This window comes from Afipia sp. OHSU_II-C1, assembly GCF_000497575.1.
Lineage (GTDB): Bacteria > Pseudomonadota > Alphaproteobacteria > Rhizobiales > Xanthobacteraceae > Afipia.
Genome location: NZ_APJI01000010.1, coordinates 232,834 through 254,443, shown reverse-complemented (window position 1 = coordinate 254,443; position 21,610 = coordinate 232,834). Strand labels below are relative to the sequence as shown.

22 protein-coding genes and 1 tRNA gene are annotated in these 21,610 nt (G+C 62.5%); 7 read left to right on the top strand and 16 right to left on the bottom strand.

The features are described 5' to 3' along the window. Nucleotides 1-6 precede the first annotated feature (6 nt). The 3 genes from I554_RS0110795 to I554_RS0110785 are packed head-to-tail and all read right to left on the bottom strand — an operon-like array spanning nucleotide 7 to nucleotide 2,689. Nucleotides 7-1,320 (bottom strand): SDR family oxidoreductase, encoded by a 1,314-nt coding sequence (locus I554_RS0110795; protein ID WP_024576872.1) that lies wholly within the window; start codon nucleotides 1,318-1,320, stop codon nucleotides 7-9. Then, nucleotides 1,317-1,784: a DUF2269 domain-containing protein gene (locus I554_RS0110790; RefSeq protein ID WP_024576871.1), complete on the bottom strand. Its 468-nt coding sequence runs from the start codon at nucleotides 1,782-1,784 to the stop codon at nucleotides 1,317-1,319. Before I554_RS0110790 ends, I554_RS0110795 begins: the two co-directional genes overlap by 4 nt. Beyond that, the gene (locus I554_RS0110785; RefSeq protein ID WP_024576870.1) at nucleotides 1,781-2,689 is read right to left on the bottom strand and encodes an alpha/beta fold hydrolase; all 909 of its coding nucleotides are present in this window, start codon (nucleotides 2,687-2,689) and stop codon (nucleotides 1,781-1,783) included. Before I554_RS0110785 ends, I554_RS0110790 begins: the two co-directional genes overlap by 4 nt. Nucleotides 2,690-2,856: 167 nt before the next feature. Here I554_RS0110785 and I554_RS0110780 point away from each other — a divergent pair, with 167 nt between their 5' ends. The 3 genes from I554_RS0110780 to I554_RS0110770 all read left to right on the top strand — a co-directional run bounded on the left by I554_RS0110780 (nucleotide 2,857) and on the right by I554_RS0110770 (nucleotide 5,525). Then, nucleotides 2,857-3,366, top strand: a complete 510-nt coding sequence (locus I554_RS0110780; RefSeq protein WP_024576869.1) for a GNAT family N-acetyltransferase — start codon at nucleotides 2,857-2,859, stop codon at nucleotides 3,364-3,366. A 113-nt stretch (nucleotides 3,367-3,479) separates the two neighbouring features. Further along, entirely contained in the window at nucleotides 3,480-4,010 is a 531-nt protein-coding gene (ppa, locus tag I554_RS0110775; RefSeq protein ID WP_024576868.1) for an inorganic diphosphatase, read from the top strand. A gap of 30 nt (nucleotides 4,011-4,040) precedes the next feature. Beyond that, nucleotides 4,041-5,525: a M20 family peptidase gene (locus I554_RS0110770; protein ID WP_024576867.1), complete on the top strand. Its 1,485-nt coding sequence runs from the start codon at nucleotides 4,041-4,043 to the stop codon at nucleotides 5,523-5,525. Nucleotides 5,526-5,549: 24 nt separating this feature from the next. On the opposite strand, the gene folD is transcribed toward I554_RS0110770, so the two are convergent. The 3 genes from folD to I554_RS0110755 are packed head-to-tail and all read right to left on the bottom strand — an operon-like array spanning nucleotide 5,550 to nucleotide 7,105. Then, entirely contained in the window at nucleotides 5,550-6,434 is an 885-nt protein-coding gene (gene folD / locus I554_RS0110765) for a bifunctional methylenetetrahydrofolate dehydrogenase/methenyltetrahydrofolate cyclohydrolase FolD (protein ID WP_024576866.1), read from the bottom strand. Nucleotides 6,435-6,447: 13 nt separating this feature from the next. Beyond that, nucleotides 6,448-6,771, bottom strand: a complete 324-nt coding sequence (locus I554_RS0110760) for a DUF167 domain-containing protein (protein WP_024576865.1) — start codon at nucleotides 6,769-6,771, stop codon at nucleotides 6,448-6,450. A 43-nt stretch (nucleotides 6,772-6,814) separates the two neighbouring features. Continuing rightward, nucleotides 6,815-7,105 carry a YggT family protein gene (locus tag I554_RS0110755; protein ID WP_024576864.1) on the bottom strand — a complete coding sequence of 97 codons (291 nt, stop codon included), beginning with the start codon at nucleotides 7,103-7,105 and terminating at the stop codon, nucleotides 6,815-6,817. A 271-nt stretch (nucleotides 7,106-7,376) separates the two neighbouring features. On the opposite strand from I554_RS0110755, the gene I554_RS0110745 reads away from it, so the two are divergent. Beyond that, a tRNA-Ala gene (locus I554_RS0110745) sits at nucleotides 7,377-7,452 on the top strand. Nucleotides 7,453-7,647: 195 nt separating this feature from the next. Further along, nucleotides 7,648-8,871, top strand: coding sequence for a bifunctional alpha/beta hydrolase/OsmC family protein (locus I554_RS0110740; protein ID WP_024576863.1), 1,224 nt, complete (start codon nucleotides 7,648-7,650; stop codon nucleotides 8,869-8,871). A gap of 196 nt (nucleotides 8,872-9,067) precedes the next feature. Here I554_RS0110740 and I554_RS0110735 read toward each other — a convergent pair whose 3' ends face one another. The 10 genes from I554_RS0110735 to I554_RS0110690 form a co-directional block, all read right to left on the bottom strand. Continuing rightward, on the bottom strand, nucleotides 9,068-9,577 hold the full coding sequence (locus I554_RS0110735) for a nuclear transport factor 2 family protein (protein ID WP_024576862.1): 510 nt from the start codon (nucleotides 9,575-9,577) through the stop codon (nucleotides 9,068-9,070). Continuing rightward, nucleotides 9,577-10,365: a glutamine amidotransferase gene (locus I554_RS0110730; protein ID WP_029659493.1), complete on the bottom strand. Its 789-nt coding sequence runs from the start codon at nucleotides 10,363-10,365 to the stop codon at nucleotides 9,577-9,579. The genes I554_RS0110735 and I554_RS0110730 overlap by 1 nt, the downstream gene beginning before the upstream one ends. Nucleotides 10,366-10,508: 143 nt before the next feature. Beyond that, nucleotides 10,509-11,285: an SDR family oxidoreductase gene (locus I554_RS0110725; RefSeq protein ID WP_024576861.1), complete on the bottom strand. Its 777-nt coding sequence runs from the start codon at nucleotides 11,283-11,285 to the stop codon at nucleotides 10,509-10,511. Nucleotides 11,286-11,353: 68 nt separating this feature from the next. Beyond that, complete coding sequence (locus I554_RS0110720) at nucleotides 11,354-11,833, bottom strand: TerB family tellurite resistance protein (protein WP_024576860.1); 480 nt, start codon at nucleotides 11,831-11,833, stop codon at nucleotides 11,354-11,356. A 233-nt stretch (nucleotides 11,834-12,066) separates the two neighbouring features. Then, nucleotides 12,067-13,476 carry an adenylate/guanylate cyclase domain-containing protein gene (locus I554_RS0110715; RefSeq protein WP_024576859.1) on the bottom strand — a complete coding sequence of 470 codons (1,410 nt, stop codon included), beginning with the start codon at nucleotides 13,474-13,476 and terminating at the stop codon, nucleotides 12,067-12,069. Between the two features lie 90 nt (nucleotides 13,477-13,566). Beyond that, a complete protein-coding gene (locus I554_RS0110710) occupies nucleotides 13,567-15,426 on the bottom strand; it encodes a TRAP transporter large permease subunit (protein ID WP_024576858.1) in 1,860 nt (619 codons plus the stop codon). Continuing rightward, nucleotides 15,423-16,091 carry a TRAP transporter small permease subunit gene (locus I554_RS0110705; protein ID WP_024576857.1) on the bottom strand — a complete coding sequence of 223 codons (669 nt, stop codon included), beginning with the start codon at nucleotides 16,089-16,091 and terminating at the stop codon, nucleotides 15,423-15,425. The genes I554_RS0110710 and I554_RS0110705 overlap by 4 nt, the downstream gene beginning before the upstream one ends. Before the next feature lie 107 nt (nucleotides 16,092-16,198). Continuing rightward, nucleotides 16,199-17,347, bottom strand: a complete 1,149-nt coding sequence (locus I554_RS0110700) for a twin-arginine translocation signal domain-containing protein (RefSeq protein ID WP_024576856.1) — start codon at nucleotides 17,345-17,347, stop codon at nucleotides 16,199-16,201. 226 nt (nucleotides 17,348-17,573) lie between these two features. Then, on the bottom strand, nucleotides 17,574-18,968 hold the full coding sequence (locus I554_RS0110695) for a cytochrome P450 (RefSeq protein ID WP_024576855.1): 1,395 nt from the start codon (nucleotides 18,966-18,968) through the stop codon (nucleotides 17,574-17,576). 103 nt (nucleotides 18,969-19,071) lie between these two features. Beyond that, entirely contained in the window at nucleotides 19,072-20,043 is a 972-nt protein-coding gene (locus I554_RS0110690; protein ID WP_034461830.1) for a tripartite tricarboxylate transporter substrate binding protein, read from the bottom strand. A 233-nt stretch (nucleotides 20,044-20,276) separates the two neighbouring features. On the opposite strand from I554_RS0110690, the gene I554_RS0110685 reads away from it, so the two are divergent. Together I554_RS0110685 and I554_RS0110680 are read left to right on the top strand one after the other, a co-directional pair. Next, nucleotides 20,277-20,711 (top strand): MarR family winged helix-turn-helix transcriptional regulator, encoded by a 435-nt coding sequence (locus I554_RS0110685; RefSeq protein WP_024576853.1) that lies wholly within the window; start codon nucleotides 20,277-20,279, stop codon nucleotides 20,709-20,711. A 27-nt stretch (nucleotides 20,712-20,738) separates the two neighbouring features. Beyond that, nucleotides 20,739-21,509 (top strand): enoyl-CoA hydratase, encoded by a 771-nt coding sequence (locus tag I554_RS0110680; protein WP_024576852.1) that lies wholly within the window; start codon nucleotides 20,739-20,741, stop codon nucleotides 21,507-21,509. Nucleotides 21,510-21,610 lie beyond the last annotated feature (101 nt).

The window sequence follows — 21,610 nt, the reverse complement described above, 5'->3', positions numbered from 1 at the left end:
TAAATCCTAACGATTATCGAGCGTCAGCAGTGCGACCAGCATCAGCACGATCGCCGGCCCGGTCTTCACCAACGCCCCGAGCGGCTCGATCCATAAATCCGGCGTCAGCACGGCTGCGCCCAGCATATAGCCGAACGAGACGATAATACCCGAGATTAATCCTGCAGCACAGGTCCGGCGAAACGCGATCAGAGCGCCGACGGTCATATCCATAAAACTGCTGCCAACGGTCACCGGCCCAACCAATACCTTCGGCAAACCATGCGATGTCAGAATCCCCGCCGCCGCGTCGTATGAGATCACCACCGCAATAAAGCCCGACACAATCCAGAACACGGCAAGCGAGGCGATAATGAGCGCCTTAACGAGATAGAGCCGCGCGAACCATTTGTCTTGGATCGTCGCAGGGCCACGCCCGACGCTCTCAGTCAATGTACGGGGCACGATGCCGGTCGCCGTCATCCATGGCTGCGGGTCGCCCGACACGCCACGCCGCAATTCAGCAATCGCTGTGGTGCGCATCGGCGGCGACCAACCAAGCCAGGCAGCAAAATCGCCTGATTTTGTGCCGAGATCGAGCAGCCACGACGGCAGTTTGACGCGCCATCGATCGCGCGTTCCGAGTGGGCGGCGGAACTCCGCGACGATGTCGCCGAGGGTCACCGGCTCCAGCTGCATTAACTCCCAGATCACGCCGTTTTTCGGCAAATCATGATCTGCCAGCCATGCGACGGTCGCGGAAATGTCTTCCACCGCAACAGCCTGAAATGGCGTTGCGGATTCTGCTTCCGGCAGACCAATCGGCAGCGCGGCCAACGCGCGGAGCATGGCGCTGCCGCCGTAGGCCGCGGGCGCGATGACAAAACCGGGCCGCAGAACGGCATAACGCAGACCTGATGTAGCGATCAATCGCTCGGCTTCGCGCTTTGTTTGCGCAAAGGCGGTACGGTCGTCCGCCGCCTCGCCGGGAATGGAGATGTGGACGAAGCAGACGGCGCGACCGCTCATCCCAATCGCCTTTACGAGCCGCGCAACGAGATCGCGATGCACCGCGCGCGTGTCGCTGCCCGGTCCATCCTGCAGCACGCCAAGACTGTTGACCACTAGATCGATCTGCCATCGCTGCAGCATTTCCGCAAGCGCTGCCGTGTCGAGCGACATGATCGGAATTTCGTGATCCAATCCGGAATTCTTCTGTCCGGCTGAATAGCGACGCGCCACGCCGAACACATCGAAGCCGCGCGCGCGCAAATCATCGGTAACAAAGCGCCCGATCAGACCGGAAGCGCCCAGCACAAGAATGCGTTTACCGGTATTCATGCCGGTTTCGCGATCATCAGCCAGAGAATCGCCATCACGGAGCCGAAGCCGGGGATGCCGAACAAAAACCAGCGCCGGAAAAGCCTGAAATATCTTGGCGGCAGCACGTCGCCACTAGCCGCCGCGGCATGCGCCAGATTTCGCATCTCGATCTGCATGAACACCACTGGAATCCAGAACAGACCTGCGACCACGTAGAGAACCAGCGACGCTACGATCCAGAATGCCGTCTGCGCCGTCAGCGTCGCACCAAGCAGAAATGCACCTGTGATTGGCTGTAACACGACAGCGGTTGCCGTAAAGATTACATCCGCAATCACCACGGTTGCTGCTGTTTTGGCAATGAACGCAGCGTCGCCAGTGCGATGGGCCATCAGCATGAAGAACGCAATGCCTGCCCCGGTGCCGAGAATCACGATCGCGCCGAGCACATGCAAGTATTTGAGAATGAAATAGAGCGTCATCGCTTGGTTGCCGCGCCAATAGCCGGAGGGCTCAATTGAACAGGCAGCAGCGCGCCAATACCCCCCTCCTCCCCCGCTTCCGCGAGCCAGTGGCCTTCCTTGCCGAACGGCGGCAGCACCTGAAAATCCACCTTGTCGTCGCCGGCTTCGATGAAGGCGTCCGCCATTTTTTTTGAGAACTCCGGCGGAAAATACGAATCGTTTTCCGCCACCAGCCATGTCACCGGCACTTGCGCGTCTTCGCCGAATTCCTTGGCGCCGGCGATGAGTTTGTCCGGCGCGCAAATGCTGTTCGCGCGGTCATCCTTGCGCCCGCCGCGCCCCGGCGCGAACACCACGATCGACGAAATGCTTTTCGGGCTCTGGTCCGCAAGCGCGAGCGCGCCCCAGCCTCCGGCCGAATGCCCGACAATCACCGAGGCATCCTTGCGGATGAACGGCTGCGTGCGCATGAACGTGAGCGCAGCCGTGATCGTCTCGCCGGTGGTGCGCGCCGACATTGTGTATTCGGCGTTGTCGCAGCCTTCCTGGTCTTCGAGATAAGGTCCGCCGGTCTTGCCATGGCCAAGCCGCTGCGGCACCAGCACCGCGAACCCGCGCGCCACCAGCGCCGCGGCGAGCGCCGGATATTCCGGCTGCGGCATCTGCGCACGCGCCAGCCGGTTTTGCGTCGAGGCATGGGCGATCACGGCGAGACGGAACGGGCCTTTGCCGGCGGGGCGAAACAGAACCGCTCGCGAAGGTGTGATCTGGTCCTGCGTCGGCACCAGCCACTCCTGACGCCGGTTCGGCGTACCTTCGCCGCCGCGTGCCCCTAACTGATTCTCGCCCCAAGCGGGTGTTTGCGGCAAAACACCAACCGCAAGAAGCAGGCTGGCGACCTTGAACAATGCATTTTTTGTCATCTGCGGCGATCATTGCCTGCGTCGCACCGCCAAGCCAAGGCCATAAGCCGTTTGGCTGTCCTCTTTCGGTACAACGCCGCCTTGGACCTGATGCAAAAAGCTCACATATTAACCGATAATTAACGATGGACCTTGAAGGCGGGGCCGCGAGTTGCTTTGATTGCACCATGAGCACGATCCTTATCGAAGTCCGGCCAGCCAAGGCCTCCGATGCGCCCGCAGTCGCTGCGACGCACGATGAGGCGTGGCGCGCGGCCTACCAGGGAATCATCCCCGGTGCCGAACTCGAAAAGCTGATCAACCGCCGAGGCCCGCAATGGTGGGATTCGGCGATCCGAAAGGGCAGCCGCGTCAGCGTGTTGTCGTTCGGAGACAAGGTCGCGGGCTATGCCAATTATGGCCGCAATCGTGCCCGCAGCCTGCATTTCGAAGGCGAAATCTACGAACTCTACCTGCGGCCGGAATTCCAGGGCCTCGGCTTCGGCCGCCGCCTGTTCACCGCCGCCAAGCGCGATCTGGTCCAGAGCGGGCTGAAAAGCATGGTGATCTGGGCGCTTTCGGACAACGAGCCGGCGGTCGAATTCTACCGGACCCTCGGCGGCCGCATGGTCGCGCGCTCCTCGGAGCGATTCGGCGGCAAGTCGCTCGACAAGGTCGCGTTTGCCTGGACGGCCTGAGGCGACTCTCCTTTTTCCTGCCGTCTTATCCTTTTGACTATTTTTTCGGGCTTCCAGCCCCGCTCCCGATTCGCTAACCAGCGCGTTCGACTGAACCAACCCAAGGCCTTGTCATGCGCATCGACGCGATCTCGATCGGAAAAAACCCGCCCCATGAAGTGAACGTCATCATCGAAGTGCCGGTCGGCGGCGAGCCGATCAAGTACGAGATGGACAAGGAGGCCGGCACGCTGGTGGTCGATCGCTTCCTCTACACGGCGATGCGCTATCCGGGGAATTACGGGTTCATCCCGCACACCCTCTCCGACGACGGCGATCCGTGCGACGTGCTGGTCGCCAACACCCGCGCCATCGTGCCGGGTGCGGTGATCGCGGTGCGCCCGGTCGGCGTGCTGTTCATGGAGGATGAGGCCGGCGGCGACGAAAAGATCATCGCAGTGCCGACGTCGAAACTGACCCAGCGCTACGACAAGGTGCAGAACTACAGCGATCTGCCTGACATCACCCTGCAACAAATCCAGCATTTCTTTGAGCACTACAAGGATCTCGAGCCCAACAAGTGGGTGAAGGTGCTGCGCTGGGGCAATGCGGACGATGCCCGCAAGCTGATTGTCGAAGGCCTCGAGCGCGCCAAGAAAAAATAATCAGGAAGATCGGGCTGGGGGATTCAAACGATGCGCCGTTCCATCAGAATCCTCCGCAACATCGTCCTTCTCCTGATCGCCGCCATCGTCATTCTCGCAGCCGTTCTGGTCGCGAATGCGTGGCGAAAATCGTCGCAGCAGATCGCCGCCCCTCCGGTTGCGCCCGTCGCCATCGATGAGCAGGCGGCGGCGCAACGGCTCGGAGCGGCGGTCCGGCTGCAGACCATCGCCAGCGTCACCGATCCCGATCAAAGCGCGGACGCTTTCCGCGCGCTGCACGAGCTGATCGCCGCGAGCTTTCCCGCGTTTCACGCCGCCGCCAGGCGCGAAATCGTCGCCAACTACAGCCTGCTCTACACATGGGAAGGCAGCGACCCGAAGGCCGCGCCGATCGCGCTGCTGGCGCATCAGGACGTGGTGCCGATCGCGCCGGGCACCGAAGGCGACTGGCAGGTGCCGCCGTTCAGCGGAGCGGTCAAGGACGGCTTCATCTGGGGCCGCGGCTCGTGGGACGACAAGGGCAACCTGTTTTCGATGCTCGAGGCGGCCGAGCAGCTTGTGAAGGACGGCTTCCGTCCGAAGCGGACGGTCTATCTCGCGTTCGGGCATGACGAGGAAGTCTCCGGCAAGCGCGGCGCAATGGCGATGTCGAAGCTGCTGCAATCGCGCGGCGTGCGTCTCGACTTCGTGTTCGACGAAGGCCTGCTGATTACCGAGGGAATTCTCAAAAGCGTCGACAAGCCGGTGGCGCTGATCGGCGTCGCCGAAAAGGGTTATGTCACCCTCGATCTGTCCGCCACGGCGACGCCGGGCCACTCGTCATTGCCGCCGCGCGACACCGCCATCGGCAAGCTGAGCGCGGCGCTGACACGGCTGGAGAAGAGACCATTTCCTGCCTCGGTCAGCGGCGTGATGCGCGAGACCCTGCAAACCGCCGCACCCGAAATGGATTTCGGCAGCCGCGTCGCGCTGTCGAATCTGTGGCTGCTCGAACCGCTCGTGCGCCGTCAGATGGAGAAGACCGCACAGACCGCGGCCGCGATCCGCACCACCACGGCGATCACGATCTTCAATGCCGGCAACAAGGAAAATGTGCTGCCCGGCCGCGCCGAGGCCACGGTGAATTTCCGTCTGCTGCCGGGCGAGACTGAGGAGAGTGTGATCGCCTACGTCAAATCGATCATCGCAGACGATCGCGTCAAGGTGACGCCGAAGCCCGGCAACACCAACCCGCCGCCGGTCACATCCACCGCCAGCCCGAGCTATCAGGCCGTGAACCGGACGATCCGCGAAATCTTTCCGGATGTCCTTGTGGTGCCAGGCCTGATGGTCGCGGCGACGGACTCGCGCAACTATCTCGACGTCACCGACAACATCTTCCGCTTTTCACCAGTGCGCGCCACTGCCGAAGACCTGACGCGCTTCCACGGCACCAATGAGCGGCTCAGCGTAAAGAATTACGCCGACATGATCCGGTTCTACCGGCGGCTGGTGCAGAACACGGCGAGTCCGTAATTCTCGGAAAGCAGTTGGCTGGCCTTACACGCCCGGCGCCTTGAGCCCCTTGATCGCGCTGGCCGCGCGCAGCGTGTTCACCAAAAGGCACGCCACCGTCATCTGGCCGACGCCGCCCGGCACCGGCGTGATCGCACCGGCCACGCCGAGCGCTTCCTGATAAGCCACGTCGCCGACCAGCTTGTTCTTGCCGTCAGCGCCCGGGATGCGATTGATGCCGACATCGATCACCGTGGCGCCGGGCTTGATCCAGTCGGCCTTGACCATCTCCGGCTGTCCGACCGCCGCGAGCAGCAGATCGGCGCGCTTGCAGATGCCGGCAAGATCGCGCGTGCGCGAATGGGCGATGGTCACCGTAGCGTTTTCATTGAGCAGGAGCTGCACCAGCGGACGTCCCACCAGATTCGAGCGCCCGATAATGACCGCGTTCATGCCTTCGAGAGAGGGATGAGCCGTCTTGGCGAGAATGATGCAGCCGAGCGGCGTGCACGGCGTCAGCGCCGGCAAACCGTTGGCCAGCCGCCCGGCATTGATCGGATGCAGGCCGTCGACATCCTTCGCCGGATCGATGGCGTTGATGACGGTCTGCGTATCCAGCCCCTTCGGCAGCGGAAGCTGCACCAGAATGCCGTGCACGTCTGGATCGGCATTGAGCTTTGCGATCAGCGCCAGCAGATCCTTCTGCGGGGTATCCGCCGCGAGCTTGTGCTCGAACGACGCCATGCCCGCGGCTTCGGTCTGCTTCGCCTTGTTGCGGACGTAGACCTCAGAGGCCGGATCGTTGCCGACCAGCACAACGGCGAGCCCCGGCGTCAGGCCATGGTCGCGCTTGACGCGCGCCACTTGATCCGCGACGCGCGCGCGCAGATCGGCGGCAATGACTTTTCCATCAATGATCTTGGCCGGCATCAGATGTCTTTCGTCAGGAGTCTGTTGTCTTCGTCAGGGCTTGCAGGGCATCGCCCAGTTTTTTCGGATCGCCGTCCACCGCGACCTGCTTGAGGCGCGAGGTGACGCCGGAGAGAACCCGCACATGGCTTTTCGGCACATGAAGCGCCCGAGCGAGCAGTTCAGTCACGGCGCGATTGGCTTCGCCGCCCTCGGCGATGGCGCGTACCCGGACTTTCACAACGCTGCGGCCATTGGCCAGTGTTTCAATGCCGTCGATCGCATCCATTCCGCCGCGCGGCGTGACGCGCAATGCGACGCTGATGCCTTGAGTGGAAAAGCGCCAAGGGAGACTCAAGGAAAGCTCATGCGAGAGTCAGGAAACGGAAGCGGCCTCGCGGTCAGATCACGTTCGGATAGATGTAGTAGGCAATCACGCGCTGGATGAACATGATGATGAGGATGACGATGATCGGCGAAATATCGAGACCGCCGAAATTCGGCATGATGTTCCGGATCGGCCGCAGCACCGGCTCGGTGATCTTGTAGAGGAACTCCGCCACCGACGCGACGAACCCGTTGCGGGTGTTCACGACGTTGAAGGCGATCAGCCAGGACAGGATCGCCGAGGCGATCAGCAGCCAGACATACAGATCCAGAACGATGTTGATGATGTCGAGAATGGCGCGCATAGGGTGCTGGCTCGCTTCCGTGGACTGCCGCCTCAATACCGGTTCGCGGCGGCGCAAACAAGGGAGGTTCCGGGCTGAAATGCTTCCGGATCCAGCCCGGCGTGACCCGGACCCGGCCGTTTGGCGGCGCATGTTCCGCGGCGGCGATATCGGCTTTGCAACCGGAATACCTGCCGAAAACACCGATTTTGCGCGTTCTTGACTTGGCCATGATCGGGATTGTAAATGGCCGCTCTTGTCCGCCGCCGCCGTCACCGGTCCGGCCGATCAAGGGGCCATAGCTCAGCTGGGAGAGCGCGTCGTTCGCAATGACGAGGTCGGCGGTTCGATCCCGCCTGGCTCCACCAACACCTCCGGACACCACGACATTTTCAGTCAGGGCTGCGATGCGCCCTATTTTCCGTCATGCCCGGCCTTGTGCCGGGCATCCACGTCTTGGCTTGATCTCGATGAGACGTGGATGGCCGGGACGACGCCCGGCCATGACGATGCTACTGTCGATCGCAACAAACGCGCAGCACCGATCACAACGAGAGGCCGCCATGACAACCGAAAAATTCCAGTTTCCGGGCTCGGACGGGCAATTGCTGGCCGCCTCGCTGGACCTGCCCGACGGCGCACCGATCGCCTACGCGCTGTTTGCGCACTGCTTCACCTGCGGCCAGAATGTGCTGGCCGCCAAGCGGATCGCGGAAGGGCTGGCGAAGCACGGCATCGCGACGCTCCGGTTTGATTTCACCGGCATCGGCGCCAGCGAAGGCGAATTCGCCAACACCACCTTTTCCTCGAACATCGAAGACCTCGTGCTGGCGGCGGACCATCTGCGCAAGACCCGGCGCGCGCCGTCGATCCTGATCGGCCACAGCCTCGGCGGTGCCGCCATTCTGGCGGCAACATCGTTGATCCCCGAGGCAAAATGCGTCGCCACCGTCGCCGCGCCATCGGACCCCTCGCATGTCACGCACTGGTTCAAGGATCAGATTCCGGAGATCCGCGAGAAAGGCGAGCTTGAAGTCTCACTGGCGGGCCGGCCGTTCCGCATCAAGCGCGAATTTCTCGATGACATCGCAGAACACAGGCTGACGGAAACGGTGGCAAAACTGCATAAGCCGCTGCTGATCTTCCATTCGCCCACCGACGATACTGTTGGGATCAACAATGCGACGCATCTGTTTGTCGCGGCGAAGCATCCCAAGAGCTTCGTCTCGCTCACCGGCGCGGACCATCTGCTCTCGCAGAAGCAGGATGCGATCTATGTCGCCGACATGATCTCGGCCTGGGCGATACGCTATCTCGACGCAGAGCCTGCCGCGAAGACGGCCGTCGCAAATCCCGCGGCGGGCATTGTCGTGGTGAGCGAAACCGGCGCAAGCAAGCTCCAGAACATAATTGCTGCCGGCAAGCACCGCGTGCTCGCGGATGAGCCGCTCGATGTCGGTGGCATGGACAGCGGTCCCGGCCCTTACGATTTCCTGCTCGGAGCGCTTGGGGCCTGCACATCGATGACCATGCGGCTTTATGCCGAGCGCAAATCGATTCCGCTTACGCGCACCACCGTCACACTGAAGCACAGCCGCATCCACGCCCAGGACTGCGAGGAGTGCGAAACCAGGGAAGGCATGATCAGCAAGATCGACCGGACCATTGCGATGGAAGGCGATCTCGACGCCGAGCAGCGCAAGAAGCTGATGGAAATCGCGGACAAGTGCCCGGTGCACCGGACGCTGACGTCCGAGATCAAGATCGTGACAAGCGCGGTGGAGTAAAGCCACGTCACATCGATCTATATCGAGGTAACCCCCACCCCGGCGCTATGCGCCGCCCCTCCCCACAAGGGGGAGGGAGAAAAAGACATTCTGCGCTGACAACGTGCACCATCCCTCCCCTCGATGGGGAGGGTGGCTGACCTTGGGTCAGCCGGGTGGGGTAACTGCTGAGCTATAATGAACCAAGCGTGAGGAGCTATTTCGACGGCACCTTCGCGCGCCGTGGCCGCGACAGATAGTCGACGGTTTCGGGCCGATCCCTGAGCCAGCCGGACCAGCGCTTGAGGATTTTCACCATCCGCTCCGGCTCGACGCCGAGCTGGGCCATGGCGACGCCGCCGTTCACCGACTCGCGGTATTCCGCGATCAAGCCGTCGCGAATAATGAACCGGCTCATGCCGTCGATCACCACGAACCGGCCGGCGAACTGCGGCACCGTCGAGGTGAAGCTCGACAGCGACCACGCGTAACCCATGTCGCCGTTGCAGACGGGATCGAACATTTCCCAGCGATAGTCGTCGCCGGCATCGCGATGGAACAGATGCTCCATCATGTGTGCGATTTCGGCCCGGCCTGTATGCGCGCCGTAAATGTAATCGTAGTAGATCGCGTCTTCGGTGAAATGCGCGGCGAACCGCGCGCCGTCGCCGGATTCCGCTGACAGCGTGAAGTCGTTCAGCAGGCGCGCGAAGCCGTCCTGATCCATCACTCGGCCGCGAGCGATGCGATCGGTGATTGCGCAGGCGGCGGGCGATGCAGCCAGCCATCGAGGAAGGCCGTCAGCCAGGCCCGCTCTGCAAGATCGTGCACCATACGCCCGGTGAAATGCTCGGCGCGCGAGCGCGCGCCCGGAAGCGACATGCGATCATGCCCGCGCGTGGTCCAGCGATGCAGCATCGCGTGGGTCACGTCGGGATGAAACTGGATGCCGAAGCATCGCCCGGTGCGATAAGCCTGCACCGGAAAATCATCACCCTCGGCCAGCAGTTCCGTGCCTGCGGGAAGCTCGAAGCCTTCGCGGTGCCATTGATAGACATGGTCGGGCCAGTGCGAGCAGATTTTCCGGCCCGCTTCGGTCGGGCGGATCGGATAATAGCCGACTTCGGCGCGGCCTTCGGGATGCGGCGCGACCTTCGCGCCGAGATGTTTGGCGAGGATCTGCGCCCCGAGACAAATTCCGAGATACGGACGCTTTTCCTTCAGCGGCACCGCAAGCCAGTCGATCTCGCGACGGATGAAATCCTCGTTGTCGTTGGCGCTCATCGGGCCGCCGAACATGATCGCGCCAGCATAGTGGTCGAGGGTTTCGGGCAGGGCATCGCCGAACACCGGGCGGCGGACGTCGAGAGGATGACCCATCGCGCGCAGGGCGTTGCCGACACGGCCGGGCGTGGACATCGGCCCGTGCAGAATGATGAGCACCGGAAGCGCAGTGAACCGGCCGCAAGTTGTCAGGCCGAAGTCGCTTGGTCGATCACCATCAGGCCGCAGCATGGATTCAGTCTTTTCAATCCCCAGCGGAGTACAAGCGCCTCTATTGAACGCCGAAATTGAAAATATTGTGTTGCCGCGGCTCCGTCGAGCCGGGATTTCGCGCAGGTGGTCTGCGCGCTTGCCCGTTTTCGAGGCCGTCTCGCCTAGCGCTTCTGCTGCACCCTGGCGACCGAGGCCAGTACCAGGCTGCGAGGGGCGAAACGGAGCATAAACGGGATCATGCGCACCCCGACGCCCGGAAGCACCAGCCGCTTGTTCGACATCAGCCCGCGATAGCCCGCCCGCGCCACCGCCGCGGCGGACACGTTCAGGACCGCCGAATCCAGCCCCGGATTGAACCCGGCCACGCCCTGGAATTCGGTCGGCACCGGGCCCGGACACAAGGCCGTGACCCGCACGCCCTTTGGCCCGAGTTCGCCGCGCATCGCCTCGGTGAACGACAGGACGTAGGCCTTGGTGGCGTAATAGACCGCCATCCGCGGGCCGGGCAGGAATGAGGCAATCGAGGCGACGTTGAGAATGCCGCCGCGATGGCGGACCAAGCTGTCGGCAAAGCGCAGGGTCAGGTCGGTCAGCACGCGGACATTCAGGTCGACCATCGCGAGCTGCTGCTCGCGGTCGAGTTCGAGGGCTTCGCCGAACAGGCCATAGCCCGCATTGTTGACCACCGTGTCGACCTCGACATCCATGGCCTTCAGCTCCGCCGCGATCTGCTCGCAGGCACCGGCGGCACACAGATCGCTGGTGATGAGAGCGGGCCGCGGGTGTCCGGCGGCGGCGATCTCATCGGCGAGAAGCTTGAGGCGATCGTCGCGGCGCGCGACCAGCACGGTGTTATAGCCGTTCGACGCAAAGATGCGCGCCAGCTCTGCGCCGATGCCCGACGAGGCACCCGTGATCAACGTGACGCGTTTAGTCATGAATGCATTCAGTTGTCTTGAGTTTAATGAGGACGGAGTGCGAAGAAAAATCGTGCGAAGAAAAAATGCTATGTCGCTTCATCGGGCGTAAGCCGGCTGTCGGCGACACGGTGCTTAAGATTAAGACGGTCGCGCGAGGAAATGCCGAGCAGATCGGCTGCGCGCCAGACAATATTGTCCTCGAATTCGGTGACATGGCCATCGGCGAAGACAAGCTCCCACATCATTTCGATGATGCGAAGCCGGCCTTCTTCGTTGACCGAGCGCATGATGACGCTGGTGAAGTGATAGAGGTCAACCGCCTCGCCTTCGACCAATGTCGCATCCGCGATCAGCTTGTCGGCCGTTCCAGGATCGAGATCGAAACGGTATTCGAGCAGCGCGTGAAGCTTGCGCTTCTCGGTCTCCGATGGTTCTCCATCGAGAGAGATGACGTGAATAAGAAGCGCGGTCGCCGCCAGACGGTAGTCATTGTCGGCGAAGGTGCGGTTCTCATGCCCGGCGGGGGAAACGACGTCCGAAATGAAGTGGCGTAATTTGTCGAGCATCAATCTCTGCTATCGGAAACGGGACCAGATCGAAGCATGACCCCGGAACGCGGGGACCGGTTTTCGGATGAGATCATGCCCATACAAAATTCTAGGGCACAAAATCATCGGGTTCTATGGCCTGAAAATGAAACTCTGGCAATCTTGGCCGGGTTCCGGGGCGGCGCTCACCGCGAATTGCCCGCAGAAGGCGGGGACTTGCGCGGGAACGGGCGGTTTACGACACAGAGCTGTCATGGAATCTCGTAAATCACTACTTTGTCGGCGATTCCGCGCAGTTCGACGCTCTTTTCCGCCGGGGTAAGTCCCGCCTTGTCGAGCAGCTCCATTACTGCGGCCGATTTGACCACCGGGCCGGTGGCGTTGATCGCCCGCTCGGTCGCCTGACCCTGCACCCGTGCGGCGATATTGACGGTCTGGCCGAAATAATCCTGGCGATCGTTCAGCATCACCGCCAGACACGCGCCTTCGTGGATGCCGATCTTGACCAGCAGATCCTTGGTCCCGCGCTGTTCGTTCAACTCATCCATGGCCTTGCGCATGCGGATGCCGGCCGCGACCGCCTGCTCGGGGCGGACGAAGGTCGCCATCACCGCATCTCCGATGGTTTTCACCACCGCACCTCCCTCGGACGCAATGATCTCGAGCAGCGCGCGGAAATGCGCGCGGACCAGATCGAAAGCGGCCAGGTCGCCGACCCGCTCATAAAGCGCGGTCGATCCCTTGAGATCGGTGAACAGGAACGTCAGCGACGTGATCTTGAGACGCTGGTCGATGCTGAGATTGTCGGCCTTGTAGAGATCGCGGAACGTCTGGTTCGCAAGAATGCGTTTCGCGGTGACGATCGGCTTGCGCTTGCCGAGCAGGTCGTGGAGCGCATCGCCGGCGATCCACACCGAGGGCAGCACGCGGTTTTTCGACTGGTTTTCCAGCGTCAGCCGCAGCGGACCGGGGCGCATCTCGACGGTGCCGGTCGGCGCATGCACGCCGTCAAATGTCAGCGATGCATTTTGCTTCTCTTTGGTCGGCTCGCCCTTAACGTCGAGGAACAACGCCGAATGGGTCACCGGCTCGAACACGATGACGAACTCCGCCGGCAATTGCAGTGAGACAACCGCCTTTTCGCCCGCAGCCAGTTCCACCGCTTCCAGCGTTGCCTCGTTCACAAGACGGCCGAACGAATCCTCGTTGATGTCGATCCCCGAACTCCAGAAAATCTGCCGCCAGTAATCCCAGCTGGGCAGCGTGTGCGGATCGTGCGCCGCGATCCGGCGCACCCGCGGGCTGACCGTGAATGCGACCTCGACCTGATCGTCGATCGACGCCTGATAGCCAGCGGCGCACAGACCGCAATGATAGTCCTCGGGCTGAAGCTGCTTGAGCGTGTCATGCGCGCCGAGCACACCGCTGCATCCGGGGCACAGCACGTTCCAGGTCAGATCGAAGATGCCGATCTGCGAGGCGTGGAGGAACCCCGAGATTACCTTTTCTTCGGCAAGGCCTGTTCTGGCGGCGAATTCGATCAGATTGATCCGGTTCAGCTCATGATCGGCGCCGGTCTCGACCAACGTCTGGATCGCATCCGCCACCTTCGGATCGGCGGTCTGCTTCAGGGTCGCGTACAGAGAATTGAAGTCGGTCATCGCCGCAGTTTACGGCAGATCGGCCGGGTATCCAAGTAATGCCTGCGATGGACTGGCCGGGGACTTCCCCCGGCCGATCACGTTTTCGCGTCAGTTTCCGTACAGGTAGTTCGGCAGCCACAGGGTCAGGGCGGGCCACAGATACATCAGCACCATGCAGACGATGACGATCAGCATGTAAGGCATCATGCCTGCGAAAATCTGATTGAGCGTGACATGCTTCGGCGCAACGCCCTTCAGATAAAACGCCGACATCGCCACCGGCGGCGACAGGAACGCCGCCTGCAGGTTGACGAACACCAGCACGCCCCACAGGACCGGATCGATGCCGAAGTGCTTCAGCATCGGCAGGAAGATCGGCACGAAGATCACGATGATCTCGGTCCATTCCAGCGGCCAGCCGAGGATGAAGATGATCACCTGCGACAGGATCATGAACTGAACCGGCGTCAGGTTGAGCGACAGCACCCAGCTCTCCAGCAGCGCTTGCCCGCCGAGGATCGCGAACACCGCCGAGAACAGCGCGGAGCCGACGAACAGCCAGCACACCATCGAGGTGGTTTTCGCGGTGAGGAACACCGCCTCCTTGGTGCGCTTCCAGTCGAGCGTGCGCGCCTGGAAGGCGAGCAGGAACGCGCCCGCAGCACCGACCGCGGCGGATTCCGTCGCCGTCGTGATGCCGAGCAGGATCACCGCCAGCACCACCACCGTCAGGATGCCGAGCGGCATCACCGATGATACCAGAAGCCGCAGCACCTCGAACTGCTCCGCGCCCATGGTCCAGTAATAGTAAAGCAGCAGCAGTCCGAAGATCGCGCAGGTGAACGCGAAGTACGTGTAAAACTGCGGCGGCGGACCTGCCTCCGCAGGCGCAGCCGTGCGCTGGCCGCGCAACTCGGCATTGCCCATTTCCTGCAGCGTTTCGGGCCCGCTCTTCTGCTCGTCAGCGGTCGCGCTGCCAAGCTCCTGCAGCTTCTCTTCCGCAGGCTCGGCGGTGGAGGCTCCCGCACCGAGCTGCTGGCTGACAGCGGCGGGCGGCGGCGGCGCATCGGGCTGCTGGTGGATCACGACATACCACCACGCGCCCCACAGCGTTCCCACCGTAAGAATCAGCGGCACCAGCGCATAGCCGAGATTCTTGAGCAGCATGCCGTAGCCAACGCGCACGCCATCGGCCGTGATCGCCAGGGCCCGCGACGGCAACACCGCGGCGGTCAGCAACGCCGGAAGCATCTTGTCGGAGTAGGATTTCTGCAGTTCGCTGACCCACGGCCGCACCGGCACGCGCGTCTCGCTCTCCTTCAGCTTGGGCGCGATCTTCGGATTCAGAATCGCCCAGCCGATGATGTAGACGAGATACAGCAGCGCCAGAAAGAAGCCGGGGAACATCGTCGCGGCATAGAGCTTCACGACCGACTGGCCGGCGACCGCCGCATAGACGATGATCATGACCGACGGCGGAATCAGGATGCCGAGCGTGCCGCCGGCGGTGATGACGCCGGATGCGAGCTTCACGTCATAACCGGCCTTCAGCATCGGATTGAAGGCGATGACGCCCATCAGCACCACGACCGCGCCGACCAGCCCTGAGGCGATGCCCCAGAAGGTACAGACGATCAGTGTCGCCACGGCGAGCGAGGCGGGCACGCGCCGGAACGCGAGCTGGATCGAATAGAACATCTTGTCCACCAGCGCGCCGCGCTCCATGACGTAACCCATGAGCACGAACAGCGGAATGGAGATCAGGACGTCATTGGTCATCGCGCCGTAGGTGCGCTGGACCATCAGGTCGAAGATGTGGTTGTCGGCCCACGACTCGCCTGTCCGGTGATAGGCGAACAGGCCGAAGAACATGCCGAGCCCCATCAGCGTGAACGCCGTGGGGAAACCCATGATGATGACGACCACGATCAGGCCGAGCATCAAAAGTCCGAGTGCGGGATCGCTCATTTCAACAGATCTCCGCCCATGCCGCGCTGACGCGCGCTTTCCTCGATGTTCGCCGCCTTCTCGATCGCGATCTTGCGCGACTCCTCGTCGACGTATTCGCTGTTGGCGAGTTGCTCCCCGACGACATCGATTTCCGACACGTCCTTCAGACGCTCCGGCCATTCGCCAGTCCTGAGGCAAATGATGCAGCGCATGATTTCGGCGGCGCCCTGCAGCAGCACCAGCGCGCCGGCCAGCGGAATCATGAACTTGAACTGCCAGACGGGGGGCCCGTCGGCGGTGACATTGGAGTGTTCGTCGATGCGCCACGACACGACGGCGTAGTCCCAGCCCGCATAAACCAGCGCCGCGATGCCGGGCAAGAAGAACAGGATATAGAGAACCAGGTCGAGCATCGCCTGCCGGCGCGGCTTCATCGAACTGTAGAGAAAGTCACCGCGCACATGTCCGTTCTGCGCCAGCGTATAGGCGCCGGCGATCATGAACAGCGTGCCGTACATCATGTTCGAGGCATCGAAGATCCATGCCGTCGGCATGTTCAGCATATAGCGCTTGAAAACCTCAGCGCAGACCAGAAGCATCAGTCCGACAATCAGCCACGCGGCGGCCTTGCCGGTCCACGTACTGATGCCGTCGATTGTGTGCAGCACACGTTGCGCGCTCATGGGAACGTCATCCGTCATGAAGAAGGGCAGAGCAATCTAGGAAACGATACAAAGCACCACCCGGGATTGTCATCCCGGATGATGCCATGTTCGTAATGATTATTGCGTCAGGTCTTCTTCTTGGCGTTCGGCCCGAAGTAGTGGTTGTAAGCCATGCGACGGCTCACCACCGTATCCTGCTCCCACTGGGTCGCCCGCTTGGCAAACGCCAGCTGGGATTCAACGATTTCCTTGAACAGCGGATTTTCCGCCGACTTCTTCTCCGCGACCTGATCGAAAATCTCGAGCTGCTTCTGCAACACCGAGTCAGGCGTCTTGTAGAACTTCACCTTGTCCTTGGACTGCATCTCTTCGTAGTCCTTGGAATAGCGGTCGATCGCCTTCCAAGCCATGTCCTGTCCGGCCGCTTCGGCGGCGTTATCAAGGATCGCCCTGATCTTCGCCGGCAGAGCGTTGTACTTGTCCTTGTTGAACATGATTTCGAACTGCTCGGCGTTCTGGTGATAGCTCTGCAGCATGCAGACTTTCGAGACGTCCGGGAAGCCGAGCACGCGATCCGACGAGGCGTTGTTGAATTCCGCCGCGTCGAGCAGGCCGCGGTCCATCGCCGCAACGATTTCGCCGCCGGGCAGCGCGTTGACCGCGGCGCCCATGCCGGTGAACACGTCAATCGAGATGCCGACGGTGCGGAATTTGACACCCTTGAGATCATCGGCCTTGGTCACCGGCTTCTTGAACCAGCCGAGCGGCTGGGTCGGCATCGGTCCGTACGGGAACGAGACGACATTGGCGCCGATCGAATTGTAGAGCTTTTCAAGCAGCTGCTTGCCGCCGCCATACTTGTGCCAGGCGAGCAGCATGTTGGCGTCCATCGCATAGCCCGGACCAGAGCCCCACAGCGCCAAAGCGTTCTGCTTGCCGTAGTGATAGGCGAGCACCCCGTGGCCGCCGTCGAGCGTGCCCTTGGACACTGCTTCGAGCAACTGGAAGGCGGGAACGACCGCGCCCGCGGGCAGCACTTCGATCTTGAGATCGCCGCCGGTCATGTCGTTGACCTTCTTGGCGTAGTCCTGCGCGTATTCGTGGAAGATGTCCTTGGCCGGCCATGTGCTCTGGAAGCGCATGTTGGTCGGTCCGGTCTGCGCCAGAGCGGGCGTCGCAACCGTGGCGGCTGCGCCCGCGGCGGCAACCTTCAGGAAGTTGCGGCGGCTGGAGGTCTTCTCGCTGGAAGTCTTGTCTTTGTGTCGTTTCGTCATGGCGTTCTCCCCTGCTAGGCCAGCTCTTTTTGAACCGGCCTTTTTTTGATTGATGGCAAGACAAAGGCTTGCGGGGAGATTTGGCAAGAATGATCGGATGAATGCGACTCTTCGACGCGGCCTGCGCGCATGGCATCTAAGACTTTGGAATAAGAGCGGTCATTCGCTTGTTAATGACTTACCGGCTTCGCCGCGTCGCAGCACAGCTTGCATGATGTCTGACGCATCATCGCGTGCGTCGCATGATCCGAAACATGGGCGACCGGTCCGGCTGAGTGGTCACCACGCCGACCGGCGTCACCGGCGCGCGGTCGAGCAGTTCGACCCTGAACATGCCGATCAGCCTCGCCAGCGCCAGGGTCGCTTCGGTCAGCGCGAACTGCGCGCCGATGCAGACACGCGGTCCGACACCGAACGGCAGATAGGCAAACCGGTCCGGCGGCGGACTGCCGGGCAGGAAGCGCGACGGACGGAATGCGTTCGGCTGGTCCCAGAGCTTTTCATGCCGGTGCAGCAGCCACGGCGAGATCAGCACAACGTCCTTCGCGGCGACGTCGGCGCCGGGCACGGTGTCGGGGCCGGCAGCCGCCCGCACGATCAGGAATGCCGGCGGATAAAGCCGCATGGTCTCGTCGAGCACCGCGCGGGTGAACGTCAGTCGCGTGGCATCGAGCGTGCCGGACGCAAGCGCGGCCCCTGCCTCCGCCGCCAACTCTTCCTGCGTCGCCGGGTCGAGCGCGAGCAGATAGAGCGACCAGAACAGCGCCGTCGCCGTGGTCTCGTGGCCGGCAAGGATCATGGTCGAGACCTGATCGCCGAGCTGTTCGTCGGAAAAGGCCTCGCCGGTTTCCGGATCGCGCGCGGCCACCATGAGATCGAACAGATCGCGCGGCGCACCACCGTCGCCCGCGCCCATCGCACGGCGCTCAATGATCAATCCGCGCATGAACCGCGTCCATCGCCGCCGGAACAGCGCGCGGGAGATATCGCTCGGGCTTGGCCAGCCCGGCGGCAGCAGCAGGTCGAAGAAGCGCGGCTGCGCGAGGCGCTCGCCGTAATCGTTCACAAAGCCGCGCAGGGCCGCGCCGTGCCTGTCGATCTCGAACGAGAACATCGTGCGCCCGGCAATATCGAGCGCCAGCCGCTGCATGGCCTCGCGGAGATCGACCGGCACACCGGTCTGCGCCCGCAACACGTCAATGGCATCGTCGGTCGCCGCCAGCATATGCGGCACCAGCAGCGGAATCGCGCGCGGTGCGAAGGCCGGCGCCAGCGTGCGGCGCTGGTTTTTCCAGGCTTTGCCCTCGGCCAGCAAAAGGCCCTCGCCGAGGATCGGCCGCAGCACACGGAAGGCGGCGGGCGTGCGGGTATAGTTTTCATAGTTCTCAACGAGCACATGCCGGATCGCGTCCGGCGTGTTGAGAATGAAACTGCTGCGCCCGAAAAAGCGCCCCTGAACGATATCCTCTTCGTAGGCGCGCGGTCCCCAGCTGGCGATGGCGTTTTGCCGGATCAGGGCGAGACGGCCAAGCGGGGACAGATCGTCCGGCGCGAGCGGAGGCCGCGGCGGCACCAGCGGCGGCCGCGGCACCGGTGCGCCCAGGACTTCGGCAATGCTCATGGCAGCCTCGCAGTTCGAGGGATCACCTTGTTCAGCATGTAACTGGGGCAGCCCGATGGTCAACCGGCGTCCCAGCGGACGCCGGCCGTTCAATTCGTCTCGATCAGTTCGCCGTGGCGCCCGAGGCCTTGACCACCTCGGCCCACTTCGCGCGCTCGGCCGCAATGAACGCGGTGAACTGGTCAGGGGTCATCGGCGAGGGCACCGCACCGATCTCGGTGAGCTTGGTCACGGTGTCCGGCATTTCAAGAATGCGCTTCACTTCCGCCGACATCTTGTCGACCACCGGACGCGGCGTTCCGGCAGGCGCGAACAGCCCGTGCCATGACGTCGCGTCGAAACCTTTCAGCGTGTCGGCGATCGGCGGCACGTCCGGCGCGGTTGGAGAGCGCTGCGGGCTTGTCACACCGAGCGCGCGCACCGTGCCGGCCTTGGCCTGCGGCCACGCCAGCGTGATGTTGTCGAACGCGAGATCGATGTGACCGCCGGTCAGATTTTGCATGATCTCGTTGGACGAGCGATATGGCACGTGGGTCATCTTCGTGCCGGTCGCGATCTTGAACAGTTCCGCCGCAAGATGAATCGAGGTGCCGACGCCGGACGAACCGTAATTCAGCTTGTCGGGATTCGCTTTCACATAGGCGACGAATTCGGCAACGTTCTTCACCGGCAGCGAATTCTTCACGACCAGCATGTTCGGCAGCCGCGCAATCAGCGAGACCGGCTGGAAATCCTTCGCCGCATCGAACGGCAGGTTCGCGTAGAGCGTCGGGTTGATGGCATGGGTCGAGACGGTGCCGAGCAGCAGCGTGTAACCGTCGTTCGGCGCCTTGGCGACCGCAGCCGCGCCGATGTTGCCGCCCGCACCGCCGCGGTTTTCAACCACAAAGGATTGACCGAACGTCACCTGCATGTGGCTGGCGAGCAGCCGGGCGAAAAGGTCGGCGGTGCCGCCCGCCGTGAATGGAACGATAATCGTAACATTGCGCGACGGCCAGGCATCCTGGGCGCGGCCGGGCGAGACTGTCTGGAAGACAAGGCAAAGCGCCGCGAACGCGGCGACAGCAAAACGCATGGTCATTCTCCCTGAGTGCGCGCTCATGACGCCGATCACGACTGCCTGACCACGCTTGTTCTTGGTTCCTTCATTTCGGCACAGGCCGCGCGCAAGCGCAATGGTAACGGAACCCGCTGAACGCCGCTCCGGAGCCGGACAATTGCGCACCGCTTACGCAGAGCTGTCATGAAAAGGCCTTTCCGCCACCGCCGAGACTTGATATTTCACATGCGAAATATATAGGAGACGACATGACGACCGACCGTCGGCTGATTTTTCTGATGACCGTGGGTTATCGCAGACTGCAGCGAGGTATCGAACAGCACATGCTCACGGAAGACGGCCTGACCTCGGCGCAATCCGGGGTGCTGTTCTTTCTCGGCCGGAACGATGGCGCGCTGATCGGCGATATCTCCGCCGCTCTCGATATCGTGCCGTCCGCCATTACGGGCCTAGCGGACCGGATGGAGAGAGCGGGACTGATCAAGCGAAAACGCGACGGTGCGGATGGCCGTGCGCAGCGCGTTTATCTGACCGAAACCGGAGAGAAGATCCGCAAACGCGCCGTGACACGGGCGCAGGCCGTCAACAGCACACTGATGGAAGGTTTTACGGACAAGGAAATCGACGTCGTTTCGCGCTGGCTGTTGAGCCTGCAAACAAAATTCCCGAAGGACAGTTCCTAGATTTCGATATGAAAGGAAACGCAGACCATGACTGAATTCGTAAAGAGTGAGCTCGATTCCGGTGTCCTGACGCTGACCCTGACGCGTCCGGACAAAATGAATGCCATCACCAACGCGATGTATGCCGCTCTCGCAGACGCGCTGGAAACGGCGGAAAAGGACCCGGCGATCCGCGTGGTTGTGTTTCAGGGCGACGGCGACCACTTCACCGCCGGCAACGACATGGGCGATTTCGCCGCGCAATCGAAAGATCCCAGCATCGTGGCACACTCGCCGCGGTTCATCACCAATCTCGGCATCGCCACCAAACCGCTGATCGCGGCGGTGCAGGGCAACGCAGTCGGAATCGGCACGACCATGCTGCTGCATTGCGATCTCGTTTACGTCACGCCGACGGCCCGGCTGATCACGCCGTTCGTGAATATCGCGCTGGTGCCGGAAGCGGCCTCGACCCATCTCCTGCAGGGACGAATCGGTTATGCCCGCGCCTACGAGATGTTCGCGCTGGGCGAACCCATGAGCGGCGAAACCGCAGTCTCGCTCGGCCTCGTCAATGCAGTCGTTCCCGTCGAAGAGCTGCGCAAGAAGGCGCGCGATACCGCGCTCAAGCTGGCCAAGCAGCCCGCCGGATCGCTGTCGCACACCAAGGCGCTGATGCGGGATACCGCCGCGATCACCGCGCAGATCAGTCGCGAAGGCGCCCTGCTCAAGGAACGGCTCAAGGGACCGGAAGCGCGCGAAGCACTCACCGCTTTCGCCGAGCGCCGAAAGCCCGACTTCACCAAAATCGCAGGCTAACCCCGACGGGCTGGTCACATCGTGATCAGCCCCGATCGCGGGACTGTCAGGACCGCAGGGCACGGAACGCGCAAAGGGTTCCCGTGCCTGACCATTGTTCG